Raw genomic sequence first — 25,243 nt, 5'->3', positions numbered from 1 at the left:
GGGGCTCAGCCTTCGGAAGCCTCGCGCAGCAGGGCCGCGAGCCCGGTGCGGTAGTCGGGGTAGAGCAGGTCGACGCCGAGCTCGTCCTTGATGCGGTCGTTCCGGACCCGCTTGCTCTCGGCATAGAAGCTGCGGGCCATCGGGGTCATCTCGGCATCGTCGAAGGCGACGGCGGGGGGCAGCGGCAGGCCGAGCAGCTCTGCGGCATGGGCGAGCACGTCCTGCGGCGGCGCGGGATCGTCGTCGCAGAGGTTGTAGATCGCGCCGGGGTTGGGCCGGGCGATGGAGGCGGCGAGCACCTGGGCGATGTCCTCGACATGGATGCGGGAGAACACCTGGCCCTCCTTGATGATGCGCCGGGCGGTGCCGGCGCGGACCTTGGCGAAGGGGCCGCGGCCGGGGCCGTAGATACCGGCGATACGGAAGATGTGCAGCGGCAGGCCGGCCTCGGCGGCGAGCGCCTGCCAAGCGGCCTCGGCCTCGACCCGCATCTGGCCGCGCCGGGTGGCGGGGGTGAGGGGCGTCGTCTCGTCCACCCAGCCGCCCTGGTGGTCGCCGTAAACGCCGGTGGTGGAGAGATAGCCGACCCACTCCGGCCGCGCGTCGCGCAGCGTCTCGGCGATGTGGGGCAGGAAGGGGTCGCCCTCGGCGCCGGGGGCGGCGGAGGCGAGCACATGGGTGGCCTGCACCACGGCGGGAGCGAGATCGCTGCCCGGCCAGACCAGCGGCGTGACGCCCTCGGCGCGAAGGGCCTCGGCCTTGTCGGGCGAACGGGTGGTGCCGAGGACGGTCCAGCCTTGCGGCAACAGGCGGCGGGCGAGGGCCCGGGCGGTGTAGCCGTGGCCGAGGGAGAGCAGCGTGCGGGTCATGGGGAAGATATGTGCAAGATGCGCGGAAAAGGAAAGCCGGAGAGTCAGGGCGGCGACGGTCGCCCGGGGGGCCGCCGTCGCCCAGCCTGGCGGACCACTCCCGTCAGGCAATCGGACGCCGTCTGTAATTGCAGGGGCGCCCTGCTCCGCAACCGACGTCCTCACGGCCTCGGGGATGTGGGGGCTGAGTCGGCTGGCAGAATAGGTATATCTTACATGCGTTATTTATGGCAGGCAAGATCCGGGCGGCCCTGCGGGTCAGGCCCGGCCATTCTCCGCCAGCATGTCGAGGGTCGCGCCGCAGCGCTCGCCGCCGAAGAAGGCCTCCAGCACGGCATCGAAGGGCCGCGGGTCGGCGGCGACGGCGGCGAAAAGGGTGGCGCAGGATTGCACCTTGACCGCGTCGACATCGCCAAGGATGCGCTCCGGCGAGCGGCCGGCATGGGCCATGAGGCGCAGGACGCTTTCCTCAAGCCGGGGCCCGAGCACGGGATGCGCGAGGTAGCGCCGGGCCTCCTCCGCGCCGGAGAGGCCGAAATAGGTGGCGCGGTGGCTGTGGCCGAGGCCGCGAAGCTGGGGATAGACGTACCAGATCCAGTGCCCCTGCTTCAGCCCGGCGTCGATCTCGGCCATCGCCTCGGCCCAGGCGCCGTGCTCGTCCTGCGCCTCCACGAAGCGCTCCAGGTCGGTTTCGTCGAACATATCGGCCCCGCTGTCGTTTGGGTGTCATCCCGATAGGCGCATGATGCGCGACCGGATGCCAGCCCCCAGAGCATGGCTTGCATCGGCGAAAAAACCGGGAAAGGGTGGCGCATGACGAGACCTTCATTGAAAAGCTGGGCCGACGCGGCCCCCCGCCTGATCGCCGTGGCCGCGGGCCGCGATAGCGCCGACATGGTCATCCGCCAGGGTATCTGGGTGAACGTGCAGAGCCGGGAGCTGCTGCCGGACCATGACATCGCCATTGCCGACGGGCGGATTGCCTATGTCGGGCCGGATGCGGGCCATTGCATCGGCGACCGGACGCAGGTGATCGAGGCCGAGGGGCGCTACATGCTGCCCGGGCTCTGCGACGGGCACATGCATATCGAGAGCGGGATGCTGACGCCGGCGGAGTTCGCCCGCGCGGTGATCCCGCACGGCACGACGACGATGTTCACCGACCCGCACGAGATCGCCAACGTGCTCGGGCTGGAGGGCGTGCGGCTGATGCATGACGAGGCGCTGCTGCAGCCGGTGAACATATACACCCAGATGCCGAGCTGCGCGCCGTCGGCGCCGGGGCTGGAGACCACCGGGTTCGAGATCACGGCCGAGGACGTGGCGGAGGCGATGGACTGGCCGGGGATCATCGGGCTGGGCGAGATGATGAACTTTCCCGGCGTGGTCGCGGGCGATCCGCAGATGCTGGCCGAGATGGCGGCGACGCAGGCGGCAGGCAAGACGGTGGGCGGGCATTACGCCTCGCCAGACCTCGGTCCGGCCTTCCATGCCTATGCCGCCGGCGGGCCGGCGGACGATCACGAGGGCACCAAGGAATCCGACGCCGTGGCGCGGGTCCGCCAGGGGATGCGGGCGATGCTGCGGCTGGGCTCGGCCTGGTACGACGTGGAGAGCCAGATCACGGCGGTGACGGAAAAGGGGCTCGACCCGCGGAACTTCATCCTGTGCACGGACGATTGCCATTCCGGCACGCTGGTCAACGACGGGCACATGAACCGGGTGGTGCGGCACGCCATCGAGTGCGGCTGCGACCCGCTGGTGGCGCTGCAGATGGCGACGGTGAACACGGCGGCGCATTTCGGGCTGGAACGGGAGCTGGGCTCGATCGCGCCGGGGCGGCGGGCGGACGTGATCCTGTCGCCGGACCTGCGGGCGCTGCCGATCGAGACGGTGATCGCGCGCGGCCAGGTGGTGGCCGAGGATGGCAGGATCCTGGTGGATTGCCCGCATATCGACTGGCCGGAGGCGGCGCGGGCCTCGGTGCGGCTCGGCAAGCCGCTCGGGGCAGAGGATTTCGAGATCGCGGCGCCGGAGGGGGCGAACCACGTGCGCGCCCGGGTAATCGGGGTGATCGAGAACCAGGCGCCGACCAAGGCGCTCTCCGCCGACCTGCCGGTCTCGGAGGGCCTGGTGGAGGCGACGGGCGAGATCTGCCAGATCGCGCTGGTCGAGCGGCACCGGGGTACCGGGGGCGTGACCAACGCCTTCGTGCAGGGTTTCGGCTACGAAGGGCCGATGGCGATGGCCTCGACCGTGGCGCATGACAGCCACCACATGATCGTCGTGGGCACCGACCGGGCGCAGATGGCGCTGGCGGCAAACCGGCTGGCCGAGGTCGGCGGCGGCGTGGTGCTCTACGCGGATGGCGAGGAGAAGGCGCTGGTGGAGCTGCCGATCGCCGGGCTGATGTCGGACGACCTCGCGCAGAGCGTGGCGGCGAAGGCCGAGGCCCTGGGCGAGGCGATGCGGGACGCGGGCTGCACGCTCAACAACGCCTACATGCAGCATTCGCTGCTGGCGCTGGTGGTGATTCCGGAGTTGCGGATCTCGGACAAGGGACTGGTGGACGTGACCCGCTTCGAGGTCGTGCCGGTGATCGAGGAGGTGCTGACATGAACAGGTATGGACGCGTGATCCCGGTGATCACCCCGGAGCTGCCGAAGGCGGAGATGTTCGACGACGCGGCGGCGGCGGTCGACCGGCTGATCGAGCTCTACGACCTTGCGACCAGCTTCCTGGCGGAGAAGTTCGGCGAGGTGATCCACAACGGCCAGCCGGAGCACCGCTACCGGGCCTTCTACCCCGAGATCCGGCTGACCACGACGAGCTTTGCCCCGGTCGACTCGCGGCTGGCCTTCGGCCATGTGCCGGAGCCGGGCACCTATTCGACCACCGTCACCCGGCCGGACCTGTTCCGCTCCTACCTGCGCCAGCAGATCGGCCTGCTGATCGAGACCCACAAGGTGCCGGTGATGATCGGCGCCTCGGACACGCCGATCCCGGTGCATTTCGCGGTGCTGAACGACGCCAGCCTGGCGGTGCCGCAAGAGGGCGCGATGCAGTTCCAGCTGCGCGATGTCTTCGACGTGCCGGACCTGTCGACGACCCACGACAGCATCGTGAACGGCTACGATTTCGTCTACGAGGACGGCGCGCGGGCGCTGGCGCCCTTCACCGCGCAGCGGGTGGATTACTCGCTCGCCCGGCTCAGCCATTACACGGCGACGGTGCCGGAGCATTTCCAGAACCACGTGCTGTTCACCAACTACCAGTTCTACGTCGAGGAGTTCGAGGCCTATGCCCGAGCGGCGCTGGCCGACCCGGAGAGCGGCTACGACGCCTTTGTCGGCCCCGGCAACGTGGAGATCACCGAGGCCGATGCGGAGATGCCGCCGCCGGCCAAGCTGCCTCAGATGCCGACCTATCACCTGAAGCGCGCGAACGGCGGCGGGATCACGCTGGTCAACATCGGCGTCGGCCCTTCCAACGCCAAGACCGCGACGGACCATATCGCCGTGCTGCGGCCGCATGTCTGGCTGATGGTCGGCCATTGCGCGGGGCTGAGGAACACGCAGGCGCTCGGGGATTTCGTGCTGGCCCACGCCTATCTGCGCGAGGACAAGGTGCTGGACGACGACCTGCCCGTCTGGGTGCCGATCCCGGCGCTCGCGGAGGTGCAGGTGGCGCTGGAGGACGCGGTCGAAGAGGTCACGCAGCTCGAGGGCTACGAGCTCAAGCGGATCATGCGCACAGGCACCGTGGCCACGGTCGACAACCGCAACTGGGAGCTGCGCGACCAGTCCGGGCCGGTGCAGCGGCTGAGCCAGTCGCGGGCCATCGCGCTCGACATGGAGAGCGCCACCATCGCGGCCAACGGATTCCGCTTCCGGGTGCCCTATGGCACGCTGCTCTGCGTCTCCGACAAGCCGCTGCATGGGGAGCTGAAACTGCCCGGCATGGCCTCGGCTTTCTATAAAACACAGGTTGCACGCCACCTGCTGATCGGGATACGAGCCATGGAACTGCTTCGCGAGATGCCGCTGGAACGGCTGCATTCGCGGAAATTGCGGAGTTTCGAGGAAACAGCCTTCCTCTGACTTGGAGTAATCGTAACAAAACCCCTTGTTTTCTTGCGCTCGTGACCACAAAACGTTGTGAGCTGAGACAACATGGCGTAGAATCAGCCGAATAAGCCCCAAGACAAAGGGCAACAACGAGGAGACCATACATGGCCACCAAACCGATGACCAAGACCCAGCTTGTCGCCGCCATTGCCGAGGCGATGGACGCCGACAAGAAAACCGCCACCTCCGCGCTCGACGCCGTGACCGGCATCATCACCAGCGAAGTCGCCAATGGCGGCGCGGTGACCCTGCCCGGCGTTGGCAAGATCTTCTGCCGCGAGCGTCCGGCTCGCCAGGTGCGCAACCCTGCCACCGGCGAGATGATCGACAAGGAAGCCGACAAGGTCGTCAAGATGACGATCGCGAAGGCGCTGAAGGATTCGGTGAACGGCTGATCCGTCGACCACTTCGCTGTTTGTGTGACAGGGTCGTCCCGCGGGGCGACCCTTTTTTGTTGCGTCGATGGCGGCGGCCCGTCGGGGCCCGGTTCAGGGGGCCTAGTTCAGCACGACGACGTATTTGACGATCCGGTTGTTGTCGCTGTCGGCGAAGTAATAGGTGCTGCCGCGGACGGCGACGCCTTCGGGATCATCCAGAAGGTTGGGGCCGAGGCCGGGGGTTCCGGTGCCGATGGCCCCGAGCAGGCGGTCGGCCGCGGGGTCGATCAGCAGCACGCGGTGCGCGTCCTGGTCGGCGACGACGAGCTGGCCGAAATCGTCGATGGCGAGGTAGCGCGGGCCGACGAAGCCGTAGTGCGGGGCGTCGAGCACCTGCAGCTGCTCCAGCTCCGTCGAGAAGCGGACGAGGCGGCGGTTGAAGTTGTCGGCAACCCAGATCGAGCCGTCGGGCGCCTCTTCGACGTCATGCGCGCCGGGCATGCCGCCGGCCGTGGCCACCACCTCCTCGCCCTCGACGGCCATCAGTACGCCGGTGCCGGAGGCCATGACGTAGAGCCGGCCGTTGGAATGGGCGAGCGCGCCCTCGGTGCGGGGGAAGGCGCCGAGCAGGCCCTGGCTCTCGGGCGTGCCGCTGCTCAGGTCGAAGATGGCGACCGCGCCGAGGCCGGTCACGGCGACATAGGCCCGCCCGTCGAGCCCGAAGGAGATGTCGTGCACGTTGGGCAGCAGCCCGTCGCCGAAGGTCTCCAGCAGGTCCAGCGTCTCGGGGTCGAAGACGGCGATGCGGCTGCCGAACTTGTCGGCCACGTAGAGCCGCCCGTCGGGGCCGAAGGCGAGGTCGTGCGGGTCGTTCAGCACCGGCTCGCTGGCGCTGTCGAAGGTCGCGAAGGGGGCCGGGGCTTCCTGCGCGGCGGCGGGCACGGCGGCCAGCAGCGCAAGGCAGAGGCCCTTCACGAGGTGGCTGGGCTGTGAGGTCATCGCGCGTCTCCCTGTCGCCCCAGCCTAGCCTGCGGTTGAAGCCGCGCCTAGCCGTCGCTGCGCCGTGGCAGCAGCAACATTCGCATGGCGAAGACGGTGAAGAGTCCCGCCATGAGCAGGAGCAGCGAGGACGAGATGGGAATCAGAACCCAGAAATAGAGTGGAAACGACAGAACCAGAATGATGGTCGCCAGGGTCAAACCAATTACCGAGAGGTTCTTTGCCAGCCGTGGCGGAAGTCGTAACCGCCTGAGCCACCAGGCCAGAACGACTGCGGTAAGAATGTGGAAACACAGTGAGAGCTTTGAACCGGGGTCCATAAGCCACCACAGAAACGTAAAGGCGAAGGCCGGCGCCCAGTAGAGCATCACCACCATGGCCACGGCCACCTCGAGGACGGATTCCTTCGCGCACACTCTGCCTATCCACCCGAGAAATGGTACGAACAGGCACGCCAGCCAAAGTATCGAAACGATCGTTAGTGGATAAACTTCCGCGATGCGTTTCGTGTCGAACGCGAGACGCTCGAGGAAAGCGGCCTCGTGCATCGTGAAGCCGTAGGGCTCGCCGAGGTCATCGGGATAGAGCACCGGCCGGCCATTCCTCTCCAGCATCTTGGTGGGGGAAAATGCCACTGGGTCAGGGGTATACACGACGCCATGGTAGGGGTCGTAGCCGATGCAGCCACGGGTGCCATCGCATGTTTGGGCAACGATCCGCATGGAGTCGGAGACTGGTGTAACGGCCAGTAGCCGGCCAGCCGAATCCACGGCGACGATGGCACGCGGAGTCGCGCCATAAATGGTTTCATCCACAAGCACCCGGAATTTCACCGTCCCGAAACCAGGCATCTCTATCGTTCTGCCCGACATGTAGCTGACTGAATATGCGAGCGCGGGACCGGACCACGCGGCGAGCAGGAGACAAAGGGCAAAGCGAATGAAAATCATGGCGTTGAAACCACCTGTCGGATGATCGGCGGCGAAATGGACGCGCCGTTGGCGACAGTTTGGGGGGCCGGGCTCGGGGGCGGCAAGCCCGGGAAGCCCGAAGTGGTCGCCCGGCCGGCCATGCCGTTGCGTCAGGCGGCAACGGTGCGCTCCAGCTGGGCGCATTGACCCCGCGCGGTGGTTTCGACCGCGCGGGGTTTGGGTCATCCGGGGATCGGCCGGCGCCGGACATGCGGACCGGGGACGGCCGGCGGCGGACCGGGGTCAGACGGTGCCGCCGAGGGAATCCTCCAGCGCAACCAGCTCCTGCCCGCCGGCCATCAGGTCCTGCAACTCGTCGGGCGTGATCTGGCCCCTCTGGGCGGTGCCGAGGGTCTTGCCGCGGTTGAGCACGGTGAACCTGTCTCCCACCGCCAGCGCGTGGCGGACGTTGTGGGTGATGAAGACCACGGCGATGCCCTGCTTGCGCACCTTGTCGATGGTGGCCAGCACGTTCGCCGTCTGCCGCACTCCGAGCGCCGAGGTCGGCTCGTCGAGGATCAGGACCTTGGCGCCGAAATGCACCGCGCGGGCGATCGCCACGGTCTGCCGCTCGCCGCCCGACAGGGTGCCGACGGCCTGGTCGGGGCCGCGCAGGTTGATGCCCATCTTGCGCATCTCCGACATGGTGACCTCGGCGGCCAGCGCATGGTCGAAGAACTTCAGCGGCCCGACCTTCTTGAGCGGCTCGTTGCCCATGAAGAAGTTCCGGCTGACCGACATCAGCGGGATCATCGCGAGATCCTGGTAGACCGTGGCGATCCCGGCCTCGATGGCATCGCGCGGGTCGTCGAAGCGCATCGGCCGGCCTTCGAAGAGGATTTCCCCGGAGGTTGGCCGGTGCACGCCGGACATGGTCTTGATGAAGGTCGACTTGCCGGCGCCGTTGTCGCCGAGCAGGCAGTGGCATTCGCCGGGGTAGATCTCGACCGAGACACCGGCGAGCGCGATCACCGAGCCGAAGTGCTTCTCGATGTTCTTCATCTCGATGAGAGGCGCGTGTTCGGGATTCATCTCAACGTTCTCCGGTGATCATGCGGCGGATGTAGGTGTTCAGGACCACCGCGAAGAGCAGGATGATGCCGAGGAACACCCGGAACAGGGAGCTTTCGACCCCGGCGAAGAACAGGCCCTGCTGGACCACGCCGAAGATCAGCGCGCCGAGCGCCGCCCCGATCACCGAGCCGTAGCCGCCGGTGAGCAGCGCGCCGCCGATCACCACCGCGATGATCGCCTCGAACTCCTTGAGCAGGCCGCGGTCGGCGCCGGCGGAGCCGAATTCCATGACCTGGCAGGTGGCGAAGACGGTGGCGCAGAAGGCGGTGAACATGAACATCAGGATCTTCACCCGGTTCACCGGCACACCGACGTAGCGCGCGGCCTGCGCGTCGCCGCCGGAGGCGTAGATCCAGTTGCCGAAGCGGGTGCGGGTGAGCAGCACGTGGCCGAAGACCACCAGCCCGAGCGCCCAGACGATCAGCATCGGGATGCCGTCGACCACCGGCTGGCCGGCGCGGGTGCCGCGCTCGAAGGTCTCGATCAGCCCGGCCTCGCCGAGCCAGGAGAACAGCCCGGTCAGCACCTTGCCGCCGAACAGCGCGGCGAGCCAGTCGCCCTGCGCCGCGTCGGCGACGCCGCCGATGATCGTCTTCCGCTCGATGGTCTGTGGCAGGTAGATCGTGAAGCCGCGCAGGATGAACAGCAGGGCGAGGGTGACGATAAAGCTCGGCAGGCCGGTGCGCACGACGATGTAGCCGTTGAGCGCGCCGATCGCGATACAGAGTGCGAAGGTCACGAGGATCGCCATCCAGACCGGCCAGCCGAGGGTGACCGAGAAGATGGCGATCATCATGCCGGCGAAACCGATCATCGAGCCGACGGAGAGGTCGAACTCGCCGGCGATCATCAGCAGGCAGGCGCCGACGGCGATGATCATGAACTGGGCCGAGACCACGGACCAGTTCATGATGCCCTGGCTGTTGAACATGCCGCTGTCGTGGGCGAACAGCAGGAAAAGGGTGAAGACGATGATGGTTCCGCAGATGCCGCCGAGTTCGGGGCGGATCAGGGCCTTGCGGAAGGCCGACATCTCTTTGACGCGCTCGTCATCCGTGACGGCAACGGTGGGTGTCTCCGACATCGATCGGATCCTCTGGAATGCGTGTGTGGGGGGTGCGTGAGCGGCGAACAAGGAGGCGCCGGTCTGGCGCCCCCTTGCCGGGAGGTCGTCAGCGATACTCGCCGGCGAATTTCTCCACCATCTCGAGTCCGTCGGCGGTTACGAAGCCGGGGCCGGAGTTGATGTTGTTGCCCGGCAGCACGCCGTAACGGTGGTAATTGGTCAGGATCACGACCGGCAGGTAGGCCTGCAGGAAGGGCTGCTGGTCGATGCCCCACTGGATCACGCCGGCCTTGATGCCCTTCACGATCTCGTCGCCGAGGTCAAAGGTACCGAAGTAGAGGTCGCCCGCCATGCCGTTCTCCTCGAGCGCGGCGATGGTCGGGTCGGCCGAGACCGGGCCGAGCGTGAGGATGCCGTCGGTCTCGGGGTTGGCCGAGAGGTACGCCAGGACCTTGTTCTTGATCTCGGCCGGGTCGGTGCCGCTGTCGAGCATCGAATCTCCGAGGTCGACGCCGAGCCCATCGGCGAAGCCCCGGCAGCGCTCGCCCACGGTCGGCTGCTGGATCGCGTGGTTGACGCAGAGGAACGAGGTCACCCCGTCGTCCTTGGCGCGCATGCCCGCCGCGAGGCCCGCGTCGTACTCGGGCTGGCCGACATACATCAGCGCTCCCACCTCGCGCGCCTGCTCGGGCGTGCCGGTGTTCATGATGATGACGTCGATGCCGGAATCGACCGCGGCCTTGATCGGGCCCTGGAGCACGTCGAAATCGGCCAGCGTGGTGATGATGCCGTTCGGGCCGGCCGCGGCCGCCTGCTCGATGATCCGCGCCATGTCGGCGAGGTCGCCGGTCGGCGGGTTGCGGTACTCGACCTCGACGCCCATCTGCTCGCCGGCGAGCGCGATGCCGTTCTTGATCGTGTTCCACCAGCTGTCGCTGTCGGGGGCATGGCTCACCAGCACGTATTTCTCCCCCTCGGCCGATGCCAGCGTCGCACTCACCACGGGTACGACGGCAAGGGCCGCGCCCATCAGCAGCGATGTCAGCTTGCGTTTCATGGTATCCTCCCAGATTTCCATTTTCATGATTTTCGGAGCGGTCCTGTCTCGCTCCCGACCGACGATGACACGAATCGTATCATTTTGCAACCGGTTGCAATTCGGTTCCGGCGAAATCATACTGACCCCGGTCCGCGTAGCGGATAGACACGGCGTGGATCGCAGGATGTCGGAGGACCGGAAGATGCCGGCTACGTTGAAGGATGTTGCTGAACGCGCGGGCGTATCCCGGTCCGCGGTGTCGCGCACCTTCACCGACGGGGCGTCGGTCTCGGCCAAGATGCGGCGCAAGGTCGAGAAGGCCGCAGCCGAGCTCGGCTACAGCCCCAACGCGCTGGCCAGCAGCCTGACCACCGGGCGGACCAAGCTGATCGGGCTGGTGTCGAACAACTTCCACAACCCGATCTTCCTGGAGGTGTTCGACCTGTTCACCCGCGGGCTGCAGGAACGCGGCCTGCGACCGCTGCTGGTCAACCTCAGCAACGAGACCGAGCCCGACAGCTCGGTCCGGATGCTGCGGCAATATTCGGTGGACGGGGTCGTCGTGGCCTCCTCCACCCTGCCCCCGGCCTTTGCCATGGCGTTCCGCGACGCGGGCATCCCGGTGGTGCACAGTTTCGGGCGGCTGTCCGGCGCGCCGCAGGTGCATGTGGTGGGGATCGACAACGTGGAGGCGGGGCGGCTTGCGGCGCGGGAGCTCGCGGCGCGCGGCTATGGCCGCGTGGCGATGCTGGCCGGCCCGGAATCCGCGACCTCGACGCAGGACCGGCTTGCGGGCTTTCTCGAGGAGATGGCGCTGCATCCAGAGATCGCGGTGAGCCACAGCTTTGCCTCGGCCTATTCGTTCCGCGCTGGCCGCACCGAGATGCAGGCGCTGCTGGCGCAGGGTCCGGCCGAGGCGTATTTCTGCGGCGACGACGTGCTTTCCATCGGCGCGCTCAGCGCCGTCCGCGATGCCGGGCTGCGGGTGCCGGAGGACATCGGGCTGATCGGGCTCAACGACATGGAGATGGCGGGGTGGGAGAACATCGACCTGACCACGATCCGCCAGCCGATCCAGCAGATCATCCGCTCCTCGGTGGAGCTGGTGGTGGCGATGCTGGCGGAGCCGGACCGCTACCCGGAGGCGCGGCTGTTTCCTTGCACGGTGGTGGAGCGGGGCACGCTGCGGCCCCGCCCCTGATCCCTTACCGGAACATCGGCGGACGCGCGTCCACCCAGGCGCCGCCCTGCCGGGCGGAGGCCACCGCGTTGTGCACCGCCGCCATGGAGCGCACCCCGTCGGCCGCGCTCGGCAGGCCGTCGCGGATTTCGCCGCGGATCGCATCTGCGAGGTCGCAGTAGATGTTGGCCACGGCCAGCGGGAAGCCCTCGGGATGGGCAATCGCCACCCGGCTCAGGCGCTGCGCATCGGCGTGCAGCCCGCCCTCGCCCTTCTCGATGATCTGCGTGCGGCCGCCGACGGGCGTGTAGATCAGCTGGTTGGGCTGCTCGCTCGCCCAGCGCAGGCCGCCGGTCTCGCCGAAGACCTGGATGTCGAACCCGTGCTGCCGGCCGATGGCGACCGAGGAGGTCCAGAGCCGCCCCACGGTGCCGCCCGTCATGCGGAAGTTCACCATGGCGTCGTCTTCCAGCTCGCGGCTGGCGATGGTCGAGGCGAAGTCGGCCGAGAGCTTTTCCACCTCGTCGTCGCAGATGAAACTCGCCATGTGCAGCGCGTGGATGCCGCAATCGGCGAACTGGCCCGAGACGCCCGCCATCGCCGGATCGTAGCGCCAGCGCACGCGCGGGTTGTCGGCGTCGGTCGCGTCGCCGTGGTGGCCGTGACTGAAGTTCGTCACCACCAGCCGCACCTTGCCGATCTCGCCGGCGCGGACCATGGCGCGGGCCTGGCGAACCATCGGGTAGGCCGAGTAGCAGTAGTTGACCGCGCAGATCTTGCCGGAGGCCTGAGCCACCTTCACGATCTCCTCGCCCTCCTCGACCGTCATGGTCATGGGCTTCTCGCAGAGCACGTTGAACCCGGCCTCGAGGAACGCCCTGGTGATCTCGAAATGCGTCGAGTTGGGCGTGGCGACCGTCACGAGGTCGATCCGGTCGTCGCGGCCGGTCTCGCCGGCCAGCATCTCTTTCCAGTCGCCATAGGCGCGGTCGGCGGCAATGCCGAGCCGCTGCGCGTAGTCGCGCCCCGCCTCGGGACGGTGATCCAGCGCGCCGGCGGCAAACTCGAAATGCCCGTCGGCCAGAGCGCCGAGACGGTGCGCGGGCCCGATCTGGCTGCCTTCGCCGCCACCGATCATGCCCCATTTCAACTTGGTCATCTGTCCGTTCCTTACTTGAAACCGATGGATTCGAGGTATTCGCGGTTGGCCCGCGCATCGTCGATCGGGCTGACGTCGAGCGTCGGGTCGCAATCCTGCTCGACCGTGCACCAGCCTTCGAAACCCGCGTCCAGCAGCACCTGCCGCACCGCCGGGAAATCGACGTCGCCCTGCCCGAGGTTGCAGAAGATCCCCTGCCCGCAGGCGTCGTAGAAGCCGGTGCGCCTGTCGATGACATCGGCCTTCACCTTCGGGTCGATGTCCTTGAAGTGCATGTAGGAGATCCGGCCGATGTGCTTCTTCATGAAGGCCACCGGGTCGAAGCCCGCGTAGGAATGGTGGCCGGTGTCGAAGCAGATCTTGAGGATCGTCTCGTCGACCTCGTCCAGCAGACGCTCGAGCTCGGGCTCGAAGTCCATGAAGCCCGCGGCATGGGCGTGGATGCCCACGGTCAGCCCGTATTCCTCGGCGCCGATCCGGGCGCTTTCGGCGAGCCGGTCGCGGAAGGCGGTCCACTCGGCCTTGTCCATCTGCTCGGCCTCGGAGGCGCGGCCGGCGGTGGGGGCGCGGCGGGGCGAGATGGAATCGATCAGCACCATGTGCTGCGCCCCGTGCGCCCGGAGCGCCCGCGCGGTGCGGTGGGTGGCGTCCAGCACGTCGTCCCAGGCATCCGGGTCGTGGTAGGGGCGAAAGACCACGCCGCCGATCAGCTCCAGCCCGTTCTCGGCCAGCGCCGCGCCGAGGATCGCCGGATCCTCCGGCATGAAGCCCACGGGGCCGAGCTCGATGCCCTTGTAACCGGCCTCGGCGCAGTCCTTCAGCACGTTCTGCCAGGTCGGGTTGCGCGGATCATCGGCAAATTCCACGCCCCAGGAACAGGGCGCGTTTCCAATGCGGATTGTCATGATGTCGAGCCTTTCAACTCTGGTCTGAAGGGAGGTCGCGCCACGTCCGGTTCCGTGCGGAGGCGATGGCGGCATGAACGATCCGGACGACCTCGAGGCCGTCGCGGAAGGTGGGCCAGACGGGGGCCCCCGTCTCGATGGCGCGCAGGAAGTCCCGCGCCTCGATGATGATCTGGTCCTGGTAGCCGGTGCCGTGGCCCGGCCCCTGGCAGAACGGCAGGTAATCGGGATGCGCCGGGCCGGTCAGGATCTTGCGGAAGCCGCGCTCGGCCTCCGGCCCCTCGGCCCGGTAGAGCCAGAGCGCGTTCTGGTCCTCCTGGTCGAAACGGAGCGCGCCGCGCGTGCCGGTCACCTCGTAGGCATAGCCCATCTTGCGCCCGGTCTGGACGCGGCTGAAGTGCATCTGGCCCATCGCGCCGCTGGCGAAGCGGCACATCATCTGGGCCTGGTCGTCGTTGGTGACCTTGCCGCCGGGGCGGTCGGTGTGGACCGTCTCGACCTCGGCGATCAGCGAGGCGACAGGCCCCATCAGCGCAAGCGCGGCGTTGATCATGTGCGGGGCAAGATCGCCCATCGTGCCGTTGGCCATGCCGTCGGTCCGCCAGGTCGCCGGGGCCTGCGGGTCGGCGTAGAAATCCTCGGTATGCTCGCCGCGGAACCAGGTGATCTCGCCCAGCTCGCCGTCGGCGATCAGCTTGCGGGCGTACTGGCTGGCGGGCGTGCGGATGTAGTTGTAACCGACCATGTTGACCTGCCCGCTGGCCTCGGCCGCCGCGACCATCGCCTCGGCATCCTCCAGCGAGGCGCCCATCGGCTTTTCGCAGAACACCGGCTTGCCGAGGGCAAAGGCCGCCTCGGCGATCTCGCGGTGCAGGGCCTGCGGCGTGGCGATCACGATCGCCTCGATCGCCGGATCCTCGACCAGCACGCGCCAGTCTGCGGTGGCACGGGCGAAACCGAAGGCCCGGGCATAGCCCTCGGCCGAGGCCTGGCTGCTGGCGCAGATCATCTCGAGCCGGGGCCGCAGGCCGGTGTCGAACACCGCGCCCACGGCGGCCATGGCGACGGAATGGGCCTTGCCCATGTAGCCGCCGCCCAGGATTCCGATTCCGATTTGTCGCATGATCGACTCTGCTCCTCCCTCAGATTCAATTTGCAACCGGTTGCAAAATTGTTATCCTCGGAATCAGGATCGTGCAAGCGGCAATCGGAGGAGAGGGCCGCGATGACCACCCGGGAGATAGCAACGCATGAGCGACGAGACATTTCGGCTGACAACGGCGCAGGCCATTGTCCGCTGGCTGGCAAACCAGTTCATCGAGATCGACGGAACCGAGTACCGGCTGTGCGGCGGCGGCTTCGGGATCTTCGGCCATGGCAACGTGACCTGCCTTGGCGAGGCGCTCTACGGCTATCGTGACGCGCTGCCGCTCTATCGCGGGCAGAACGAGCAGAGCATGGGATTCGCCGCGGCCGCCTATGCCAAGACCTGGCTGCGCCAGCGGTTCATGTTCTGCACCGCCTCGGCGGGGCCGGGCACCTCGAACCTGGTGACTTCCGCGGCGCTGGCCCATGCCAACCGCCTGCCGATGCTGATGCTCTGCGGCGACACCTATGCCACCCGCCTGCCCGACCCGGTGCTGCAGCAGATGGAGAATTTCGGCGACCCGACGCTGGGCGTGAACGACGCGTTCCGGCCGGTCAGCCGCTACTGGGACCGGATCACCCACCCCGCGCAGGTGATCCAGTCGCTGCCCGCCGCCGTCGCCACCCTGCTCGACCCCGCCGATTGCGGCCCGGCGTTCATCGGCCTGCCGCAGGACGTGCAGGGCTGGAGCCACGACTACCCTGCCGCCTTCTTCGAGAAGAAGGTGCATCGCATCCGCCGCGTCAGCCCCGACGCAGAGGAGATCGCGGATGCCGCCGCGCTGCTGAAATCCGCCGCGCGGCCGATGATCATCGCCGGCGGCGGCGTGCAGTATTCGCGCGCCGTGGCGGACCTGACCGCCTTTGCCGAGGCGCATGACATCCCGGTGGTCGAGACCATCGCCGGCCGCGCCAACCTGGTGGCGACCCACCCGCTAAACATCGGCCCCATCGGCGTGACCGGCTCCGACAGCGCAAACGCCATCGCCGAGCAGGCGGACGTGATCCTTGCCGTGGGCACGCGGCTGCAGGATTTCACCACCGGCTCCTGGACGGCCTTTGCCAGGGACGCGCGGATCGTCTCGATCAACGCCGCCCGCCACGACGCCGGCAAGCACCGCGCGCTTCCGGTGGTCGGCGATGCGAAACGGGCGCTGGAGGCGCTCGACGCGGCGATGGCGGGGTATCGCGCCCCGGAGAGCTGGACCGAGCTGGCCCGGCGCGAGCGCGCCTGCTGGGACGCCTACGTGGCCGAGAACGTGTCGCACGGCAACAAGCCCAATTCCTACGCCCAGGCGATCGGCACGGTGAACGCCCTCTGCGATCCGCGCGACCGGATCGTGACCGCCTCGGGCGGGTTGCCGGCCGAGATCACCGCCAACTGGCGGACGCTCGACACCGGCACCGTCGACGTGGAGTTCGGCTTTTCCTGCATGGGCTACGAGGTGGCCGGCGGCTGGGGCGCGCGGATCGCGCAGTCCGAGCGCGAGCCGGACAGCGACACCATCGTCTTTGTCGGGGACGGCGCCTACATGCTGATGAATTCCGACATCTATTCCTCGGTCCTGACCCGCAAGAAAATGATCGTGCTGCTGCTCGACAACGGCGGCTGGGCGGTGATCAACAAGCTGCAGAACAACGTCGGGTCGGAGAGCTTCAACTGCCTCTACGAGGACGCCCCGACGATCCCCGAGCCTTTCGACGTCGATTTCGAGGCCCATGCTGCTGCAATGGGCGCGACCGCCGAGACGGTGGAGAATGCCGAGGAACTGGGCGAGGCGTTCAAGCGGGCCAAGGCCTCGGACAAGACCTACGTGATCTGCATGAAGGTCGCGGCCTATGGCGCCTGGACCGACAAGGGCCACACCTGGTGGGAATGCGGCACGCCGGAGGTCAGCGAGAGCGAAAAGGTCCGCGCGGCCCACACGGAGTGGGAATCGGCGCGCCCCCGGCAGAGGCAGGGCGTGTGATGAGCAGCCAGATGGACGGCATCCGCAAGAACAGCTTCGTGGTCTTCGGCCGCGCCGGCATGGACATGTTCGCCGACCCGCCGGGCACCAAGGCCGAGCACGCGGAGAGCTTCCGCTCGGATCTCGGCGGCTCCTCGGCCAACATCTGCGCCGGGCTGTGCAAGCTGGGCGCGCGCTCGGCGCTGGTGACCTCGATCTCGGACGACGCGGTGGGCCGGTTCTGCCGCAACCGGCTGGCGCATTACGGGGTGGAGACGCAATATCTTCGCTCGTTGCCGGGCGAGGCGCGGATCTCGCTGGCGGTCTACGAGAGCACGATGGAGGATTTCCAGCTGGTGATCTATCGCAACAACGCGGTGGATTTCCAGGTGACCGAGGCCGATGTGGACCGGGTGGATTACGGCGATTTCGGCGCGCTGATCACCGCTGGCACCGTCTTTGCCGCCGAGCCGTCGCGCGGGTCGACCTTCCGGGCCTTCGAGAATGCCCGCAGGGCCGGGCTGCCGGTGATCTTCGACATCGACTACCGGCCCTATTCCTGGCCTTCGCCGGAGGTGGCTGCCGAGGTGCTGTCCCGCGCCGGCGAGGAGAGCGACCTGATCGTCGGCAACGACGAGGAGTTCGGCTTCATGGCCGGCGGCATCGACAAGGGGCTGGACAAGGCGCGCGAGCTGGCCTCCCGGCCCGGCCGCATCGTGATCTACAAGATGGGCCACGAGGGCGCGGTGACGCTCGCCGACGGCCAGGAGATCCGCACCGGCATCTACCCCGTCACCGCCGTGAAGCCCAACGGCGCGGGCGACAGTTTCATGGCCGGCCTCCTGGCCGGGCTGGCCGAGGGGCGCGACCTGCGCGACGCGGTGCTCCGCGGCTCGGCCTGCGCCTCGATCGTCGTTTCGCAGCCCGGCTGCGCCCCCGCCATGCCGACGACGGAGGCGCTGGAGCGTTTCCTCGCCAGCCACCCCGGCCCGACCCCGGTCTAACCAGAGAAGACACCATGCATATCCCTCCTCATGACAACCAGAACCGCCCGATCGTCGATGCCGATGACGCAACCGTGCCGCTCAACTATTTCAACATCGTCAAGCTGAAGAAGGGCGACGCCTTCGAGTACCAGGTGCCGGGCTACGAGACCTGCATCGCGCCGGCGACCGGCACGGTGGACGTGGACGTGGAGGGCGTGGGCTTTGCCGCGCTCGGCAACCGCCGCATCGACGTCTGGGACGGCGAGCCCGAGGGCGTCTATGTGCCGTCGGGCGCCAGGGCAAGGATGGTCTGCGTCTCCGACGCGGCGGAAGTGTTCGTGGCCGGCGCGAAGTTCGACGAGGTGCTGGAGCCCTTCGACGTGCGCGCCGACGGGCTCGACGTCGTGCAATACGGATCGGACGACACCAAGACCCACCGCAAGATCAAGCACATCCTCGGGCAGAAGCAGCACGGCAAGGTCGGCCGGCTGCTGGTGTCGGAGCTGTTCACGGTCGGCCAGGGCGGCTGGTCCGGCTTCCCGTCGCACAAGCACGACACCGACCGGCTGCCCGACGAGACCCGCCACGACGAGACCTACAACTTCCGTTTCCGGCCGAACTACGGCTCCGGCGTGCAGATGCTCCAGCGCGTCGACAACGAGCCGGGCGAGGCCTACCACATCATGGACGGCTCCACGATCCTGCTCGACAAGGGCTATCACCCCTGCTGCGTGCTGCCCGGCTACGAGATGTATTACTTCACCATCCTCGGCGGTCTGAGCCAGCGCTCGCTGGTGCAGTATTTCCAGCCGACCCACGCCGCGCAGCTCGACACGATCCCGGGCATAAAGGACATGGTGGCGAAGTTCAAATGACCCTCGCGACCTTGTCAGACGTCCTGCAACCGGCGCTGAAACAGGGCTACGCGGTCGGCGGGCTGGTGACGCTCGGCTGGGAGGACATGCGCGCCTACGTGGCCGCCGCCGAGGCCGAGGGCTGCCCGGTGATCCTGCAGGCCGGGCCGAGCTGCCGGGAGCACACGCCGCTGCCGGTGCTGGGCAGGATGTTCCGGCATCTGGCCGAAGAGGCCGGGGTGCCGGTCGTGGCGCATCTGGATCACGGCTACACGCGGGAGGAGTGCCGCGCGGCGCTCGATGCGGGCTTCACCTCGCTCATGTTCGACGGCTCCCGCAAGCCGCTGAGCCAAAACATCGACGAGACCGCGGCGATTGCCGAGATGGCCCACGCGGCCGGGATTTCCTGCGAGGGGGAGATCGGCTTCGTCGGCTATTCGGGAGGCGAAAGCTCCGCCGGGACCGACCCGGAGGAGGCCGCGCGCTTCGCCCGCGAGACCGGGGTGGACGCGATGGCGATCTCGGTCGGCAACGTGCACCTCCAGCAGGAGAGCGGCGCGGGGCTCGACGAGGCGCGCATCCGCGCCATCGAGGCAGTGACCGAGGTGCCGCTGGTGATCCACGGTGGCTCCGGCGTGCCGGTGGCGCAGCGCACCGCGCTCGCCCGCGGCTCCAGCATCTGCAAGTTCAACATCGGGACCGAGTTGCGCATGGCCTTTGGCGCGGCGCTGCGCGAGGCCGTCAACCGCGACCCGGCCCGGTTCGACCGGGTGCAGATCCTGCGCGAGACGCATGATCCCGTGGTGGCCGCCGCGCGGCAGGTGCTGCGCGCCTTCGGAGCGCCGGATCAAGGCGCATGAACGTCACGGGGCGCCGGCGGCTGTCGCAACCGGCGCCCCGCTTTCTGCACTGCCCGTTTATTGTACCGCTTGCGGCATCAGCACTCCCGGGAGCCAGAGCGCGATTTCGGGGAAGGTGATCAGCAGCAACAGGATCGCCAGCATCGGCACCAGGATGATCGCCACGTCGCGCAGCACCTGCACGACGTTTAGCCCGGCGATGGCCGCCGAGATCAGCAGGCAAAGCCCGTAGGGCGGCGTCACCAGTCCGAAGGCCAGCGAGACGATGCCGATCATGGCGAAGGCGATCGGGTGGATCTCGGCGGCGGAGGCCACCGGGTAGAGCACCGTGCCGAGGATGATGATCGTCGGGATCGCGTCGATGAAGAGCCCGAAGAACAGGAACAGCGCGGCGATGATCAGCGAGGTGGCGAAGGGTCCGACGTTCATCCCGGTCAGCGCGTCGACGATCAGCCGCGGCACGTCGTAGAAGGCCAGCAGCCAGCCGAAGATCGAGGCGGTACCGATCGCGAAGAGCGAGATCGACGCGAAGCGCCCGGTGTCGTAGAGCACGTGGCCGAGGTCCTTCACGGTGATCGTGCGGTAGACGAACATGCCGAGGATCAGCGAATAGCCCGCCGCGATGATCGCGCTTTCGGTCGGCGTGACGATGCCGGCGACGATGCCGCCGATCACGAAGACGGGCGTCAGCACCGCGAGCCCGGCGCCCTTGAAGGCGGCCCAGAAGTCGCAGAGCGTCGGCCGGCCGGCGGTGGGATAGTCGTAGATCTTGGCATAGACGAAGACCGTTCCCATCAGGGCGACCGCGATCAGGATGCCGGGGATCGCGCCCGCCAGGAACAGCGCGCCGACCGAGATCGACATCACGCCGCCCCAGACGATCATCAGGATCGAGGGCGGGATGATCACCCCCATAACCGAGGAACAGGCGGTGATCGCGACGGCGAAGCGCGCGTCGTAGCCCTGCTTGGTCATCGCCGGGATCAGGATCTTGCCGCAGCCGGCGGCGTCGGCCGTGGAGGAGCCGGAAATGCCGGCAAACAGCATCGAGACCGCGACGTTGACGTGCCCAAGCCCCCCCGGCATCCAGCCGGTCAGCACGCGGGCCAGTTCGATCAGCCGGTCGGTGATCCGGCCGGAGTTCATCAGGTTGGCCGCCAGCAGGAAGAACGGCACGGCGAGCAGGATGAAGGAGTTATAGGACTGGAACATCCGGTCCATGATCAGGAACGGCGTCAGGCGGATGTCCATCATGACGACCGGAATGGTGGCGATGCCGAGCGCGAAAGCCACCGGCACCCGCATCGCGACAAGGAAGATGAAGCTGCCGACGAGGATGGCGCAGGCATGGGCGGTGGAGACGATCATTGGGCTGTCCTGCGGCTGTCGCGGTAGATCCGGACTTCTTCGGAGAGGTGGTAGAGCGAGAACAGCGCCCAGCCGACACCGGCGACCGGCACGGTGACATAGGTCAGCGCCATGTTCATGCGCAGCATCACGGAATGCTGGATCGAGCCGAATTCGGTGTAGCCGATGCCATACCAGATGAAGAGGATGGCGAAGGCCGAGACCATCACGTGCACGAAGCCCTGCTGGAGCAGCCGGCCCAGCGGGCTGGTGGCCTCGGGGAGGACGTGGACGTCGAAATGCGTCCGGTCCCAGACGGCCAGCATCGAGCCGAGCATGACGATCCAGACGAAGATGAAGGTCGCGAGTTCCTCGGTCCAGAGATAGACCGGGATGATGCCGGTATAGCGGGAGATCACCTGCATACCGACGGGGATGGTCAACAGACCGACAAGGACGCCGATGATCACTCGCAACGCCATGCACGAGAGTTCCAGGGCCCGCCCGATGGTTTTCATTGTGGGGGTCTTTTCTTGGAATTGGGGATCGTCCCGGGCCAGAGGGCGGCCCGGGACCGGAAGGGTCTGGGCTTACTTGGTGCGGATCGCTTCAAGCAGTGCCGCGGCGCCGAGTTCCTCGGCATAGGCGTCCTGAACCGGGATCACCATTTCCAGCATCTTGTCGCGGCCCTCGAACTCGTGGACCTGGATGTTGCCGGCTTCCTGCATCGCCTGCAGCTTCTCGGCGTCTTCCTCGGTTTCCAGCGCGCGGCCGTAGTCGCCGGCTTCCTTGCCGGCTTTCATGATCGCTTCCTGAAGCTCCGGGGAGAGCTTGTCGAAGGATTTGCCGGAGAAGACGATCGGACGCACGGTGATCGAGTGCTTGGTCAGCGTGACGTGCGGCGCGACTTCGTAGAACTTGTACTGGAAGAGGCTGGCCGATTCATTCTCGAGCCCGTCGACGACGCCGGTCTGGATGGCGTTGTAGACCTCTGCATAGGCGATGGCGGAGGGGCTGGCGGTGAGGGCGTTGAAGATCTGCGCCTGGATCGGCGCGCCCATGACCCGCATCTTGTGGCCGTTGAGGTCGTCGAAATTCTTGATTTCCTTGTTGGAGATCAGGTTGCGGGTGCCACCGCCGGCATAGCCCACGATCGCCAGGTCGGCCTTCTCGCGGAGTTCCTCCTCGAGGGGCGTGAAGACGTCGCTGGAGAGCACGGCGTTCCAGTGGTCGAGATCCCGGAACACGAAGGGCATGTCCATCAGCGGCAGCGCGTCGGCGAAGCGGGCCAGGTTGGACGGCGCGATGATCGCGAAATCGATGGCGACGCCCTGGGTCAGGAAGTTGACGAAGTCGGGCTCGGTGCCCAGTTCGCTGTTGAGACGGATATCGAACTCGATGTCTTCTTCGGAGTATTCGTTCACCAGCTCGGTGAACTTGACCAGCGTCTTGGTATAGGCGTGGTTCTCGTCGAAGAGGCTCGCACCGCGGAGCGTCAGGTCGGCAGCCGAGACGGGGAGCGTGGCAGCGACAGAGACGGCAATCGCAGCCACGGTTGCGCGGCCGAAGCTAAATAGTGACAAATTGTATTCCTCCCATTGGACGTCGACTGATGGCGTCGGCCTCCATTGTCCGACCCATCATGTCGTCCAGACGCTTCCCCAAAGTAACGCCGCAAATCAAGTAGTTATTTGTCGCATCACGCGGCGCCGGCCGGGTCACCCGAAGACGCTTCCAAGAAGTTTTCCACTCAGTTCAATGTGTTGCGCGGCTGCGAGGCAGTCACGAGGGCGTGACAAATATGACAAATTTATTTTGGCGGCACGGCCCGCGTGGCGATCAAAATTGACGCAACGTCAAAAAGCCGGGCATCCGCCGGCCGTTCGGAGACCCAGGCAGAGCATTTCCGGGGGGCTGAAACGCAGTCGGCCGGCTGACGGAATCAGCCGGCCGGACCGGGGCGCGAGGCCGCCTCAGCGCGTCGACGCGTAGTAGGACACCCGGCGCTCGAGATAGGCGAGCAGTTCCGACACGGCGAAGGCCATGGCGAAGAGCACGATCAGCACCGCCCAGAAATGCGCCATCAGGAAGTTGGCGGAATAGAGCTCGAACAGCGCGCCGAAGCCGACGATGCTGATCAGGAGCTGGCCGATGATCACCCCTTTCACCGCCCGGATCACGCCGATCCGGACACCGTTCAGGATCTCGGGCAGGGCCGCCCAGATGTAGATCTTGAAGAAGGCGTCGCGCGCCGTGGCGCCGAAGCTCCGGGCCATCTCGATCAGCGACCGGTTGATCTGCTTCACGCCGGCCCGGGTGTTCAGGATGATGATCCAGATCGCGAAAAGCGTGGTGGTGATGATGATCGACTTCATCCCGAAGCCGAAGAGCACCATCAGCACCGGCACCAGCGCGGTCAGCGGAGCGCTGAGGAACATGTTGACCCAGGGCAGCAGGAGTTCGTCGATCAGCCGGCTCTTGCCCATCAGCACGCCGATCGGCACGCCGATGGCGATGGCGAAGAAGACGCCGGCAAAGAAGGCATAGGCCGTCTCCGAGAGGGCCTTGATGAAGGCCGGCGTGCCGATCACCGAGAACAGCGTCATCACGACCTCGGAGAGCGGCGGCACGAAGAAGGTCATGCCGGAGCGGCCGATGATCTCCCACAGCAGGCCCCAGAGCAGCAGCGACGACATGTTGGGAAGCTGGTAGTTTCCGATCTTCATGGTCTATTCCACGTAGCTGCGCAGCGAGGCCCAGATCTGGTCCACGATGTCGAGGTATTCGGGGTCGCGCCGGATGTTGCCCATGTCGCGGTTGCGGAAGCCGGTGGGCCGGATGATCTCCGACACCCGGCTCGGCCGCGGCAGCAGGATCGCGATCTGGTCCGAGATGAACACCGCCTCCTCGATCGAATGGGTCACGAAGATGAAGGTCTTGTTCTCGTGGGCGACGAGGTTGAGCATGTCCTCCTGGAACTTGCGGCGGGTCTGCTCGTCGACGGCGGAGAAGGGCTCGTCGAGCAGCAGCACCTTGGCGTCGACCGAGAGCGCCCGCGCCAGGCCGACGCGCTGCCGCATGCCGCCGGACAGCTCGTGCGGGAAGCTTTTCTCGAAGCCGGCAAGGCCGACCTCGCGGATGTAGCGCTCGGCGATGGCCTCGCGCTCCGACTTCGCCACGCCGCGCAGCTCCAGCCCGAAGGCCACGTTGCGCATCACGCTGGCCCAGGGCAGCAGCGCGAAATCCTGGAACACGAAGGCCCGGTTCGGCCCCGGCCCGGTGACCAGCCTGCCGTTGACCTCGACCTCGCCCGAGGTCGGCTCCAGCAGCCCGGCGATGATCTTGAGCAAGGTCGTCTTGCCGCAGCCCGAAGGCCCGAGCAGGGAGGTCAGCTGGCCGCGGGGAAAGTCGAGCGACAGGTTCTTGAGAGCCTCGACCGCGCCGTAGTTCTTGCAGATGTTGCGCGTCGAGACAGCGATTTCGGTGTCCAGCGCCGTCGCCTTGGCGAACGCTTCCTTAGTCTGAGACATAACCACGGTTGTTCCCTTCGAAGAGGATGTTTTCGATCGTTTCCAGCAGGTTCAGGAAAAGCACGGCGAGCAGGATGATCGAGAAGATCGCCGCATACATGGAGGGGTAGTCGGCGATGGACCGGCTGTAGGTGATGATGTCGCCCACCCCGGTGGGCGTGATCTTGAGCTCCGACAGGATCGCCCCGATGAAGCCCGCCGAGACCCCCAGCCGCAGGCCGGAGAAGATGATCGGGGAGGCCGAGGGGATGATGATCTTGGTGATGATCTCCAGGTCGCTGCCTAGGAAGGAGCGGCCCATCTCCTTGAGCGAGGAGGGCGTGTTGCGCACCGCGCTCGAGGTGTTCAGCACGATCACCGGCATCGCCATGATGCAGACCACGAAGACCTTGGAGGTCAGCCCGATCCCGTAGGCCATCACCAGCAGGGGGATCAGCGCCGCGAGCGGGGCGGCCTGCATGACGATGAAGATCGGCGACATCAGCCAGTCGAACCAGCCGCTCAGGCCGATAGCGAGGCCGATGCTGATGCCAAGCACCGTCGAGATCAGGATGCCGATCACCAGCGGTTTCAGGGTTTCGCCATAGGCGGTGAAGAGGGTGCCATCGAAGGTCATCCGGGCCAGCGCCTGCATGGATTCGATGAAGGTCGGGAAGGCGTAGCTCACCGGTATTCGGCCGGCGATCTCCCAGGCGCCGAAGACGATCAGCGTCGAGAGGATCTTGAGCAGGGTCGGGCGCGAGAGCATCCGTTGGAACTCCTGTCGCGAAACTGGTTGGGAAAGGATTGCCGGCCCGGTCGCCCC

General features: G+C 67.0%; 24 protein-coding genes. 8 read left to right on the top strand and 16 right to left on the bottom strand.

What is annotated here, in order from left to right:
- Positions 1–5: 5 nt before the first annotated feature.
- On the bottom strand, positions 6–869 hold the full coding sequence (locus tag CHB86_RS13915) for an SDR family oxidoreductase (RefSeq protein WP_089233673.1): 864 nt from the start codon (positions 867–869) through the stop codon (positions 6–8).
- 258 nt (positions 870–1,127) lie between these two features.
- Positions 1,128–1,571 (bottom strand): DUF1810 domain-containing protein, encoded by a 444-nt coding sequence (locus CHB86_RS13910; RefSeq protein WP_089233672.1) that lies wholly within the window; start codon positions 1,569–1,571, stop codon positions 1,128–1,130.
- A 111-nt stretch (positions 1,572–1,682) separates the two neighbouring features.
- Here CHB86_RS13910 and ade point away from each other — a divergent pair, with 111 nt between their 5' ends.
- The 3 genes from ade to CHB86_RS13895 all read left to right on the top strand — a co-directional run bounded on the left by ade (position 1,683) and on the right by CHB86_RS13895 (position 5,391).
- Entirely contained in the window at positions 1,683–3,488 is a 1,806-nt protein-coding gene (gene ade / locus CHB86_RS13905; RefSeq protein WP_089233671.1) for an adenine deaminase, read from the top strand.
- A complete protein-coding gene (locus tag CHB86_RS13900; RefSeq protein WP_089233670.1) occupies positions 3,485–4,969 on the top strand; it encodes an AMP nucleosidase in 1,485 nt (494 codons plus the stop codon). The genes ade and CHB86_RS13900 overlap by 4 nt, the downstream gene beginning before the upstream one ends.
- Positions 4,970–5,100: 131 nt before the next feature.
- On the top strand, positions 5,101–5,391 hold the full coding sequence (locus tag CHB86_RS13895) for an HU family DNA-binding protein (protein WP_089233669.1): 291 nt from the start codon (positions 5,101–5,103) through the stop codon (positions 5,389–5,391).
- A 102-nt stretch (positions 5,392–5,493) separates the two neighbouring features.
- Here CHB86_RS13895 and CHB86_RS13890 read toward each other — a convergent pair whose 3' ends face one another.
- The 5 genes from CHB86_RS13890 to CHB86_RS13870 form a co-directional block, all read right to left on the bottom strand.
- The gene (locus CHB86_RS13890; RefSeq protein WP_089233668.1) at positions 5,494–6,372 is read right to left on the bottom strand and encodes a Vgb family protein; all 879 of its coding nucleotides are present in this window, start codon (positions 6,370–6,372) and stop codon (positions 5,494–5,496) included.
- Positions 6,373–6,419: 47 nt separating this feature from the next.
- Positions 6,420–7,322 (bottom strand): hypothetical protein, encoded by a 903-nt coding sequence (locus CHB86_RS13885; protein WP_089233667.1) that lies wholly within the window; start codon positions 7,320–7,322, stop codon positions 6,420–6,422.
- A gap of 264 nt (positions 7,323–7,586) precedes the next feature.
- A complete protein-coding gene (locus tag CHB86_RS13880) occupies positions 7,587–8,375 on the bottom strand; it encodes an ATP-binding cassette domain-containing protein (RefSeq protein ID WP_089233666.1) in 789 nt (262 codons plus the stop codon).
- Between the two features lies 1 nt (position 8,376).
- Positions 8,377–9,501 carry an ABC transporter permease gene (locus CHB86_RS13875; protein WP_089233665.1) on the bottom strand — a complete coding sequence of 375 codons (1,125 nt, stop codon included), beginning with the start codon at positions 9,499–9,501 and terminating at the stop codon, positions 8,377–8,379.
- A gap of 88 nt (positions 9,502–9,589) precedes the next feature.
- On the bottom strand, positions 9,590–10,528 hold the full coding sequence (locus CHB86_RS13870; protein WP_425445428.1) for a sugar ABC transporter substrate-binding protein: 939 nt from the start codon (positions 10,526–10,528) through the stop codon (positions 9,590–9,592).
- A 196-nt stretch (positions 10,529–10,724) separates the two neighbouring features.
- Here CHB86_RS13870 and CHB86_RS13865 point away from each other — a divergent pair, with 196 nt between their 5' ends.
- Complete coding sequence (locus CHB86_RS13865; RefSeq protein ID WP_089233925.1) at positions 10,725–11,723, top strand: LacI family DNA-binding transcriptional regulator; 999 nt, start codon at positions 10,725–10,727, stop codon at positions 11,721–11,723.
- A gap of 4 nt (positions 11,724–11,727) precedes the next feature.
- On the opposite strand, the gene CHB86_RS13860 is transcribed toward CHB86_RS13865, so the two are convergent.
- The 3 genes from CHB86_RS13860 to CHB86_RS13850 are packed head-to-tail and all read right to left on the bottom strand — an operon-like array spanning position 11,728 to position 14,889.
- Entirely contained in the window at positions 11,728–12,861 is a 1,134-nt protein-coding gene (locus tag CHB86_RS13860) for a Gfo/Idh/MocA family protein (RefSeq protein ID WP_089233664.1), read from the bottom strand.
- Between the two features lie 11 nt (positions 12,862–12,872).
- Positions 12,873–13,766: a TIM barrel protein gene (locus CHB86_RS13855; RefSeq protein WP_089233663.1), complete on the bottom strand. Its 894-nt coding sequence runs from the start codon at positions 13,764–13,766 to the stop codon at positions 12,873–12,875.
- Between the two features lie 13 nt (positions 13,767–13,779).
- Positions 13,780–14,889, bottom strand: coding sequence for a Gfo/Idh/MocA family protein (locus CHB86_RS13850; RefSeq protein ID WP_089233662.1), 1,110 nt, complete (start codon positions 14,887–14,889; stop codon positions 13,780–13,782).
- A 127-nt stretch (positions 14,890–15,016) separates the two neighbouring features.
- Here CHB86_RS13850 and iolD point away from each other — a divergent pair, with 127 nt between their 5' ends.
- From iolD to CHB86_RS13830, 4 genes are read left to right on the top strand one after another with little or no spacing between them, the layout of a single operon-like run.
- Complete coding sequence (gene iolD / locus CHB86_RS13845; RefSeq protein ID WP_089233661.1) at positions 15,017–16,882, top strand: 3D-(3,5/4)-trihydroxycyclohexane-1,2-dione acylhydrolase (decyclizing); 1,866 nt, start codon at positions 15,017–15,019, stop codon at positions 16,880–16,882.
- A complete protein-coding gene (gene iolC / locus CHB86_RS13840) occupies positions 16,882–17,865 on the top strand; it encodes a 5-dehydro-2-deoxygluconokinase (RefSeq protein ID WP_089233660.1) in 984 nt (327 codons plus the stop codon). Before iolD ends, iolC begins: the two co-directional genes overlap by 1 nt.
- Positions 17,866–17,879: 14 nt before the next feature.
- On the top strand, positions 17,880–18,722 hold the full coding sequence (locus CHB86_RS13835) for a 5-deoxy-glucuronate isomerase (protein ID WP_089233659.1): 843 nt from the start codon (positions 17,880–17,882) through the stop codon (positions 18,720–18,722).
- The gene (locus tag CHB86_RS13830) at positions 18,719–19,561 is read left to right on the top strand and encodes a class II fructose-bisphosphate aldolase (RefSeq protein ID WP_089233658.1); all 843 of its coding nucleotides are present in this window, start codon (positions 18,719–18,721) and stop codon (positions 19,559–19,561) included. Before CHB86_RS13835 ends, CHB86_RS13830 begins: the two co-directional genes overlap by 4 nt.
- Positions 19,562–19,618: 57 nt before the next feature.
- On the opposite strand, the gene CHB86_RS13825 is transcribed toward CHB86_RS13830, so the two are convergent.
- The 6 genes from CHB86_RS13825 to CHB86_RS13800 all read right to left on the bottom strand — a co-directional run bounded on the left by CHB86_RS13825 (position 19,619) and on the right by CHB86_RS13800 (position 25,186).
- Positions 19,619–20,929 (bottom strand): TRAP transporter large permease, encoded by a 1,311-nt coding sequence (locus tag CHB86_RS13825; RefSeq protein WP_089233657.1) that lies wholly within the window; start codon positions 20,927–20,929, stop codon positions 19,619–19,621.
- Positions 20,926–21,426 carry a TRAP transporter small permease gene (locus CHB86_RS13820; protein WP_176442878.1) on the bottom strand — a complete coding sequence of 167 codons (501 nt, stop codon included), beginning with the start codon at positions 21,424–21,426 and terminating at the stop codon, positions 20,926–20,928. The genes CHB86_RS13825 and CHB86_RS13820 overlap by 4 nt, the downstream gene beginning before the upstream one ends.
- 72 nt (positions 21,427–21,498) lie before the next feature.
- Positions 21,499–22,491, bottom strand: coding sequence for a TRAP transporter substrate-binding protein (locus CHB86_RS13815; protein WP_089233656.1), 993 nt, complete (start codon positions 22,489–22,491; stop codon positions 21,499–21,501).
- A gap of 390 nt (positions 22,492–22,881) precedes the next feature.
- Positions 22,882–23,634 carry an ABC transporter permease gene (locus CHB86_RS13810; RefSeq protein ID WP_089233655.1) on the bottom strand — a complete coding sequence of 251 codons (753 nt, stop codon included), beginning with the start codon at positions 23,632–23,634 and terminating at the stop codon, positions 22,882–22,884.
- Positions 23,635–23,637: 3 nt separating this feature from the next.
- Positions 23,638–24,438, bottom strand: a complete 801-nt coding sequence (locus tag CHB86_RS13805) for an ABC transporter ATP-binding protein (protein ID WP_089233654.1) — start codon at positions 24,436–24,438, stop codon at positions 23,638–23,640.
- Positions 24,425–25,186, bottom strand: a complete 762-nt coding sequence (locus CHB86_RS13800; RefSeq protein WP_089233653.1) for an ABC transporter permease — start codon at positions 25,184–25,186, stop codon at positions 24,425–24,427. The genes CHB86_RS13805 and CHB86_RS13800 overlap by 14 nt, the downstream gene beginning before the upstream one ends.
- Positions 25,187–25,243 lie beyond the last annotated feature (57 nt).

Origin of the sequence: Tropicimonas sediminicola (genome assembly GCF_900188335.1) — a bacterium.
In the GTDB taxonomy this organism is placed as follows: domain Bacteria; phylum Pseudomonadota; class Alphaproteobacteria; order Rhodobacterales; family Rhodobacteraceae; genus Tropicimonas; species Tropicimonas sediminicola.
This window is presented reverse-complemented; position numbering and strand designations above follow the sequence as displayed.

Excerpts from the sequence above, each read along its gene's own strand:
- CHB86_RS13915 (WP_089233673.1), bottom strand. The coding sequence starts at position 869 with ATGACCCGCACGCTGCTCTCCCTCGGCCACGGCTACACCGCCCGGGCC.
- CHB86_RS13910 (WP_089233672.1), bottom strand. The coding sequence starts at position 1,571 with ATGTTCGACGAAACCGACCTGGAGCGCTTCGTGGAGGCGCAGGACGAG.
- ade (WP_089233671.1), top strand. The coding sequence starts at position 1,683 with ATGACGAGACCTTCATTGAAAAGCTGGGCCGACGCGGCCCCCCGCCTG.
- CHB86_RS13900 (WP_089233670.1), top strand. The coding sequence starts at position 3,485 with ATGAACAGGTATGGACGCGTGATCCCGGTGATCACCCCGGAGCTGCCG.
- CHB86_RS13895 (WP_089233669.1), top strand. The coding sequence starts at position 5,101 with ATGGCCACCAAACCGATGACCAAGACCCAGCTTGTCGCCGCCATTGCC.
- CHB86_RS13890 (WP_089233668.1), bottom strand. The coding sequence starts at position 6,372 with ATGACCTCACAGCCCAGCCACCTCGTGAAGGGCCTCTGCCTTGCGCTG.
- CHB86_RS13885 (WP_089233667.1), bottom strand. The coding sequence starts at position 7,322 with ATGATTTTCATTCGCTTTGCCCTTTGTCTCCTGCTCGCCGCGTGGTCC.
- CHB86_RS13880 (WP_089233666.1), bottom strand. The coding sequence starts at position 8,375 with ATGAATCCCGAACACGCGCCTCTCATCGAGATGAAGAACATCGAGAAG.
- CHB86_RS13875 (WP_089233665.1), bottom strand. The coding sequence starts at position 9,501 with ATGTCGGAGACACCCACCGTTGCCGTCACGGATGACGAGCGCGTCAAA.
- CHB86_RS13865 (WP_089233925.1), top strand. The coding sequence starts at position 10,725 with ATGCCGGCTACGTTGAAGGATGTTGCTGAACGCGCGGGCGTATCCCGG.
- CHB86_RS13860 (WP_089233664.1), bottom strand. The coding sequence starts at position 12,861 with ATGACCAAGTTGAAATGGGGCATGATCGGTGGCGGCGAAGGCAGCCAG.
- CHB86_RS13855 (WP_089233663.1), bottom strand. The coding sequence starts at position 13,766 with ATGACAATCCGCATTGGAAACGCGCCCTGTTCCTGGGGCGTGGAATTT.
- CHB86_RS13850 (WP_089233662.1), bottom strand. The coding sequence starts at position 14,889 with ATGCGACAAATCGGAATCGGAATCCTGGGCGGCGGCTACATGGGCAAG.
- iolD (WP_089233661.1), top strand. The coding sequence starts at position 15,017 with ATGAGCGACGAGACATTTCGGCTGACAACGGCGCAGGCCATTGTCCGC.
- iolC (WP_089233660.1), top strand. The coding sequence starts at position 16,882 with ATGAGCAGCCAGATGGACGGCATCCGCAAGAACAGCTTCGTGGTCTTC.
- CHB86_RS13835 (WP_089233659.1), top strand. The coding sequence starts at position 17,880 with ATGCATATCCCTCCTCATGACAACCAGAACCGCCCGATCGTCGATGCC.
- CHB86_RS13830 (WP_089233658.1), top strand. The coding sequence starts at position 18,719 with ATGACCCTCGCGACCTTGTCAGACGTCCTGCAACCGGCGCTGAAACAG.
- CHB86_RS13825 (WP_089233657.1), bottom strand. The coding sequence starts at position 20,929 with ATGATCGTCTCCACCGCCCATGCCTGCGCCATCCTCGTCGGCAGCTTC.
- CHB86_RS13820 (WP_176442878.1), bottom strand. The coding sequence starts at position 21,426 with ATGAAAACCATCGGGCGGGCCCTGGAACTCTCGTGCATGGCGTTGCGA.
- CHB86_RS13810 (WP_089233655.1), bottom strand. The coding sequence starts at position 23,634 with ATGAAGATCGGAAACTACCAGCTTCCCAACATGTCGTCGCTGCTGCTC.
- CHB86_RS13805 (WP_089233654.1), bottom strand. The coding sequence starts at position 24,438 with ATGTCTCAGACTAAGGAAGCGTTCGCCAAGGCGACGGCGCTGGACACC.
- CHB86_RS13800 (WP_089233653.1), bottom strand. The coding sequence starts at position 25,186 with ATGCTCTCGCGCCCGACCCTGCTCAAGATCCTCTCGACGCTGATCGTC.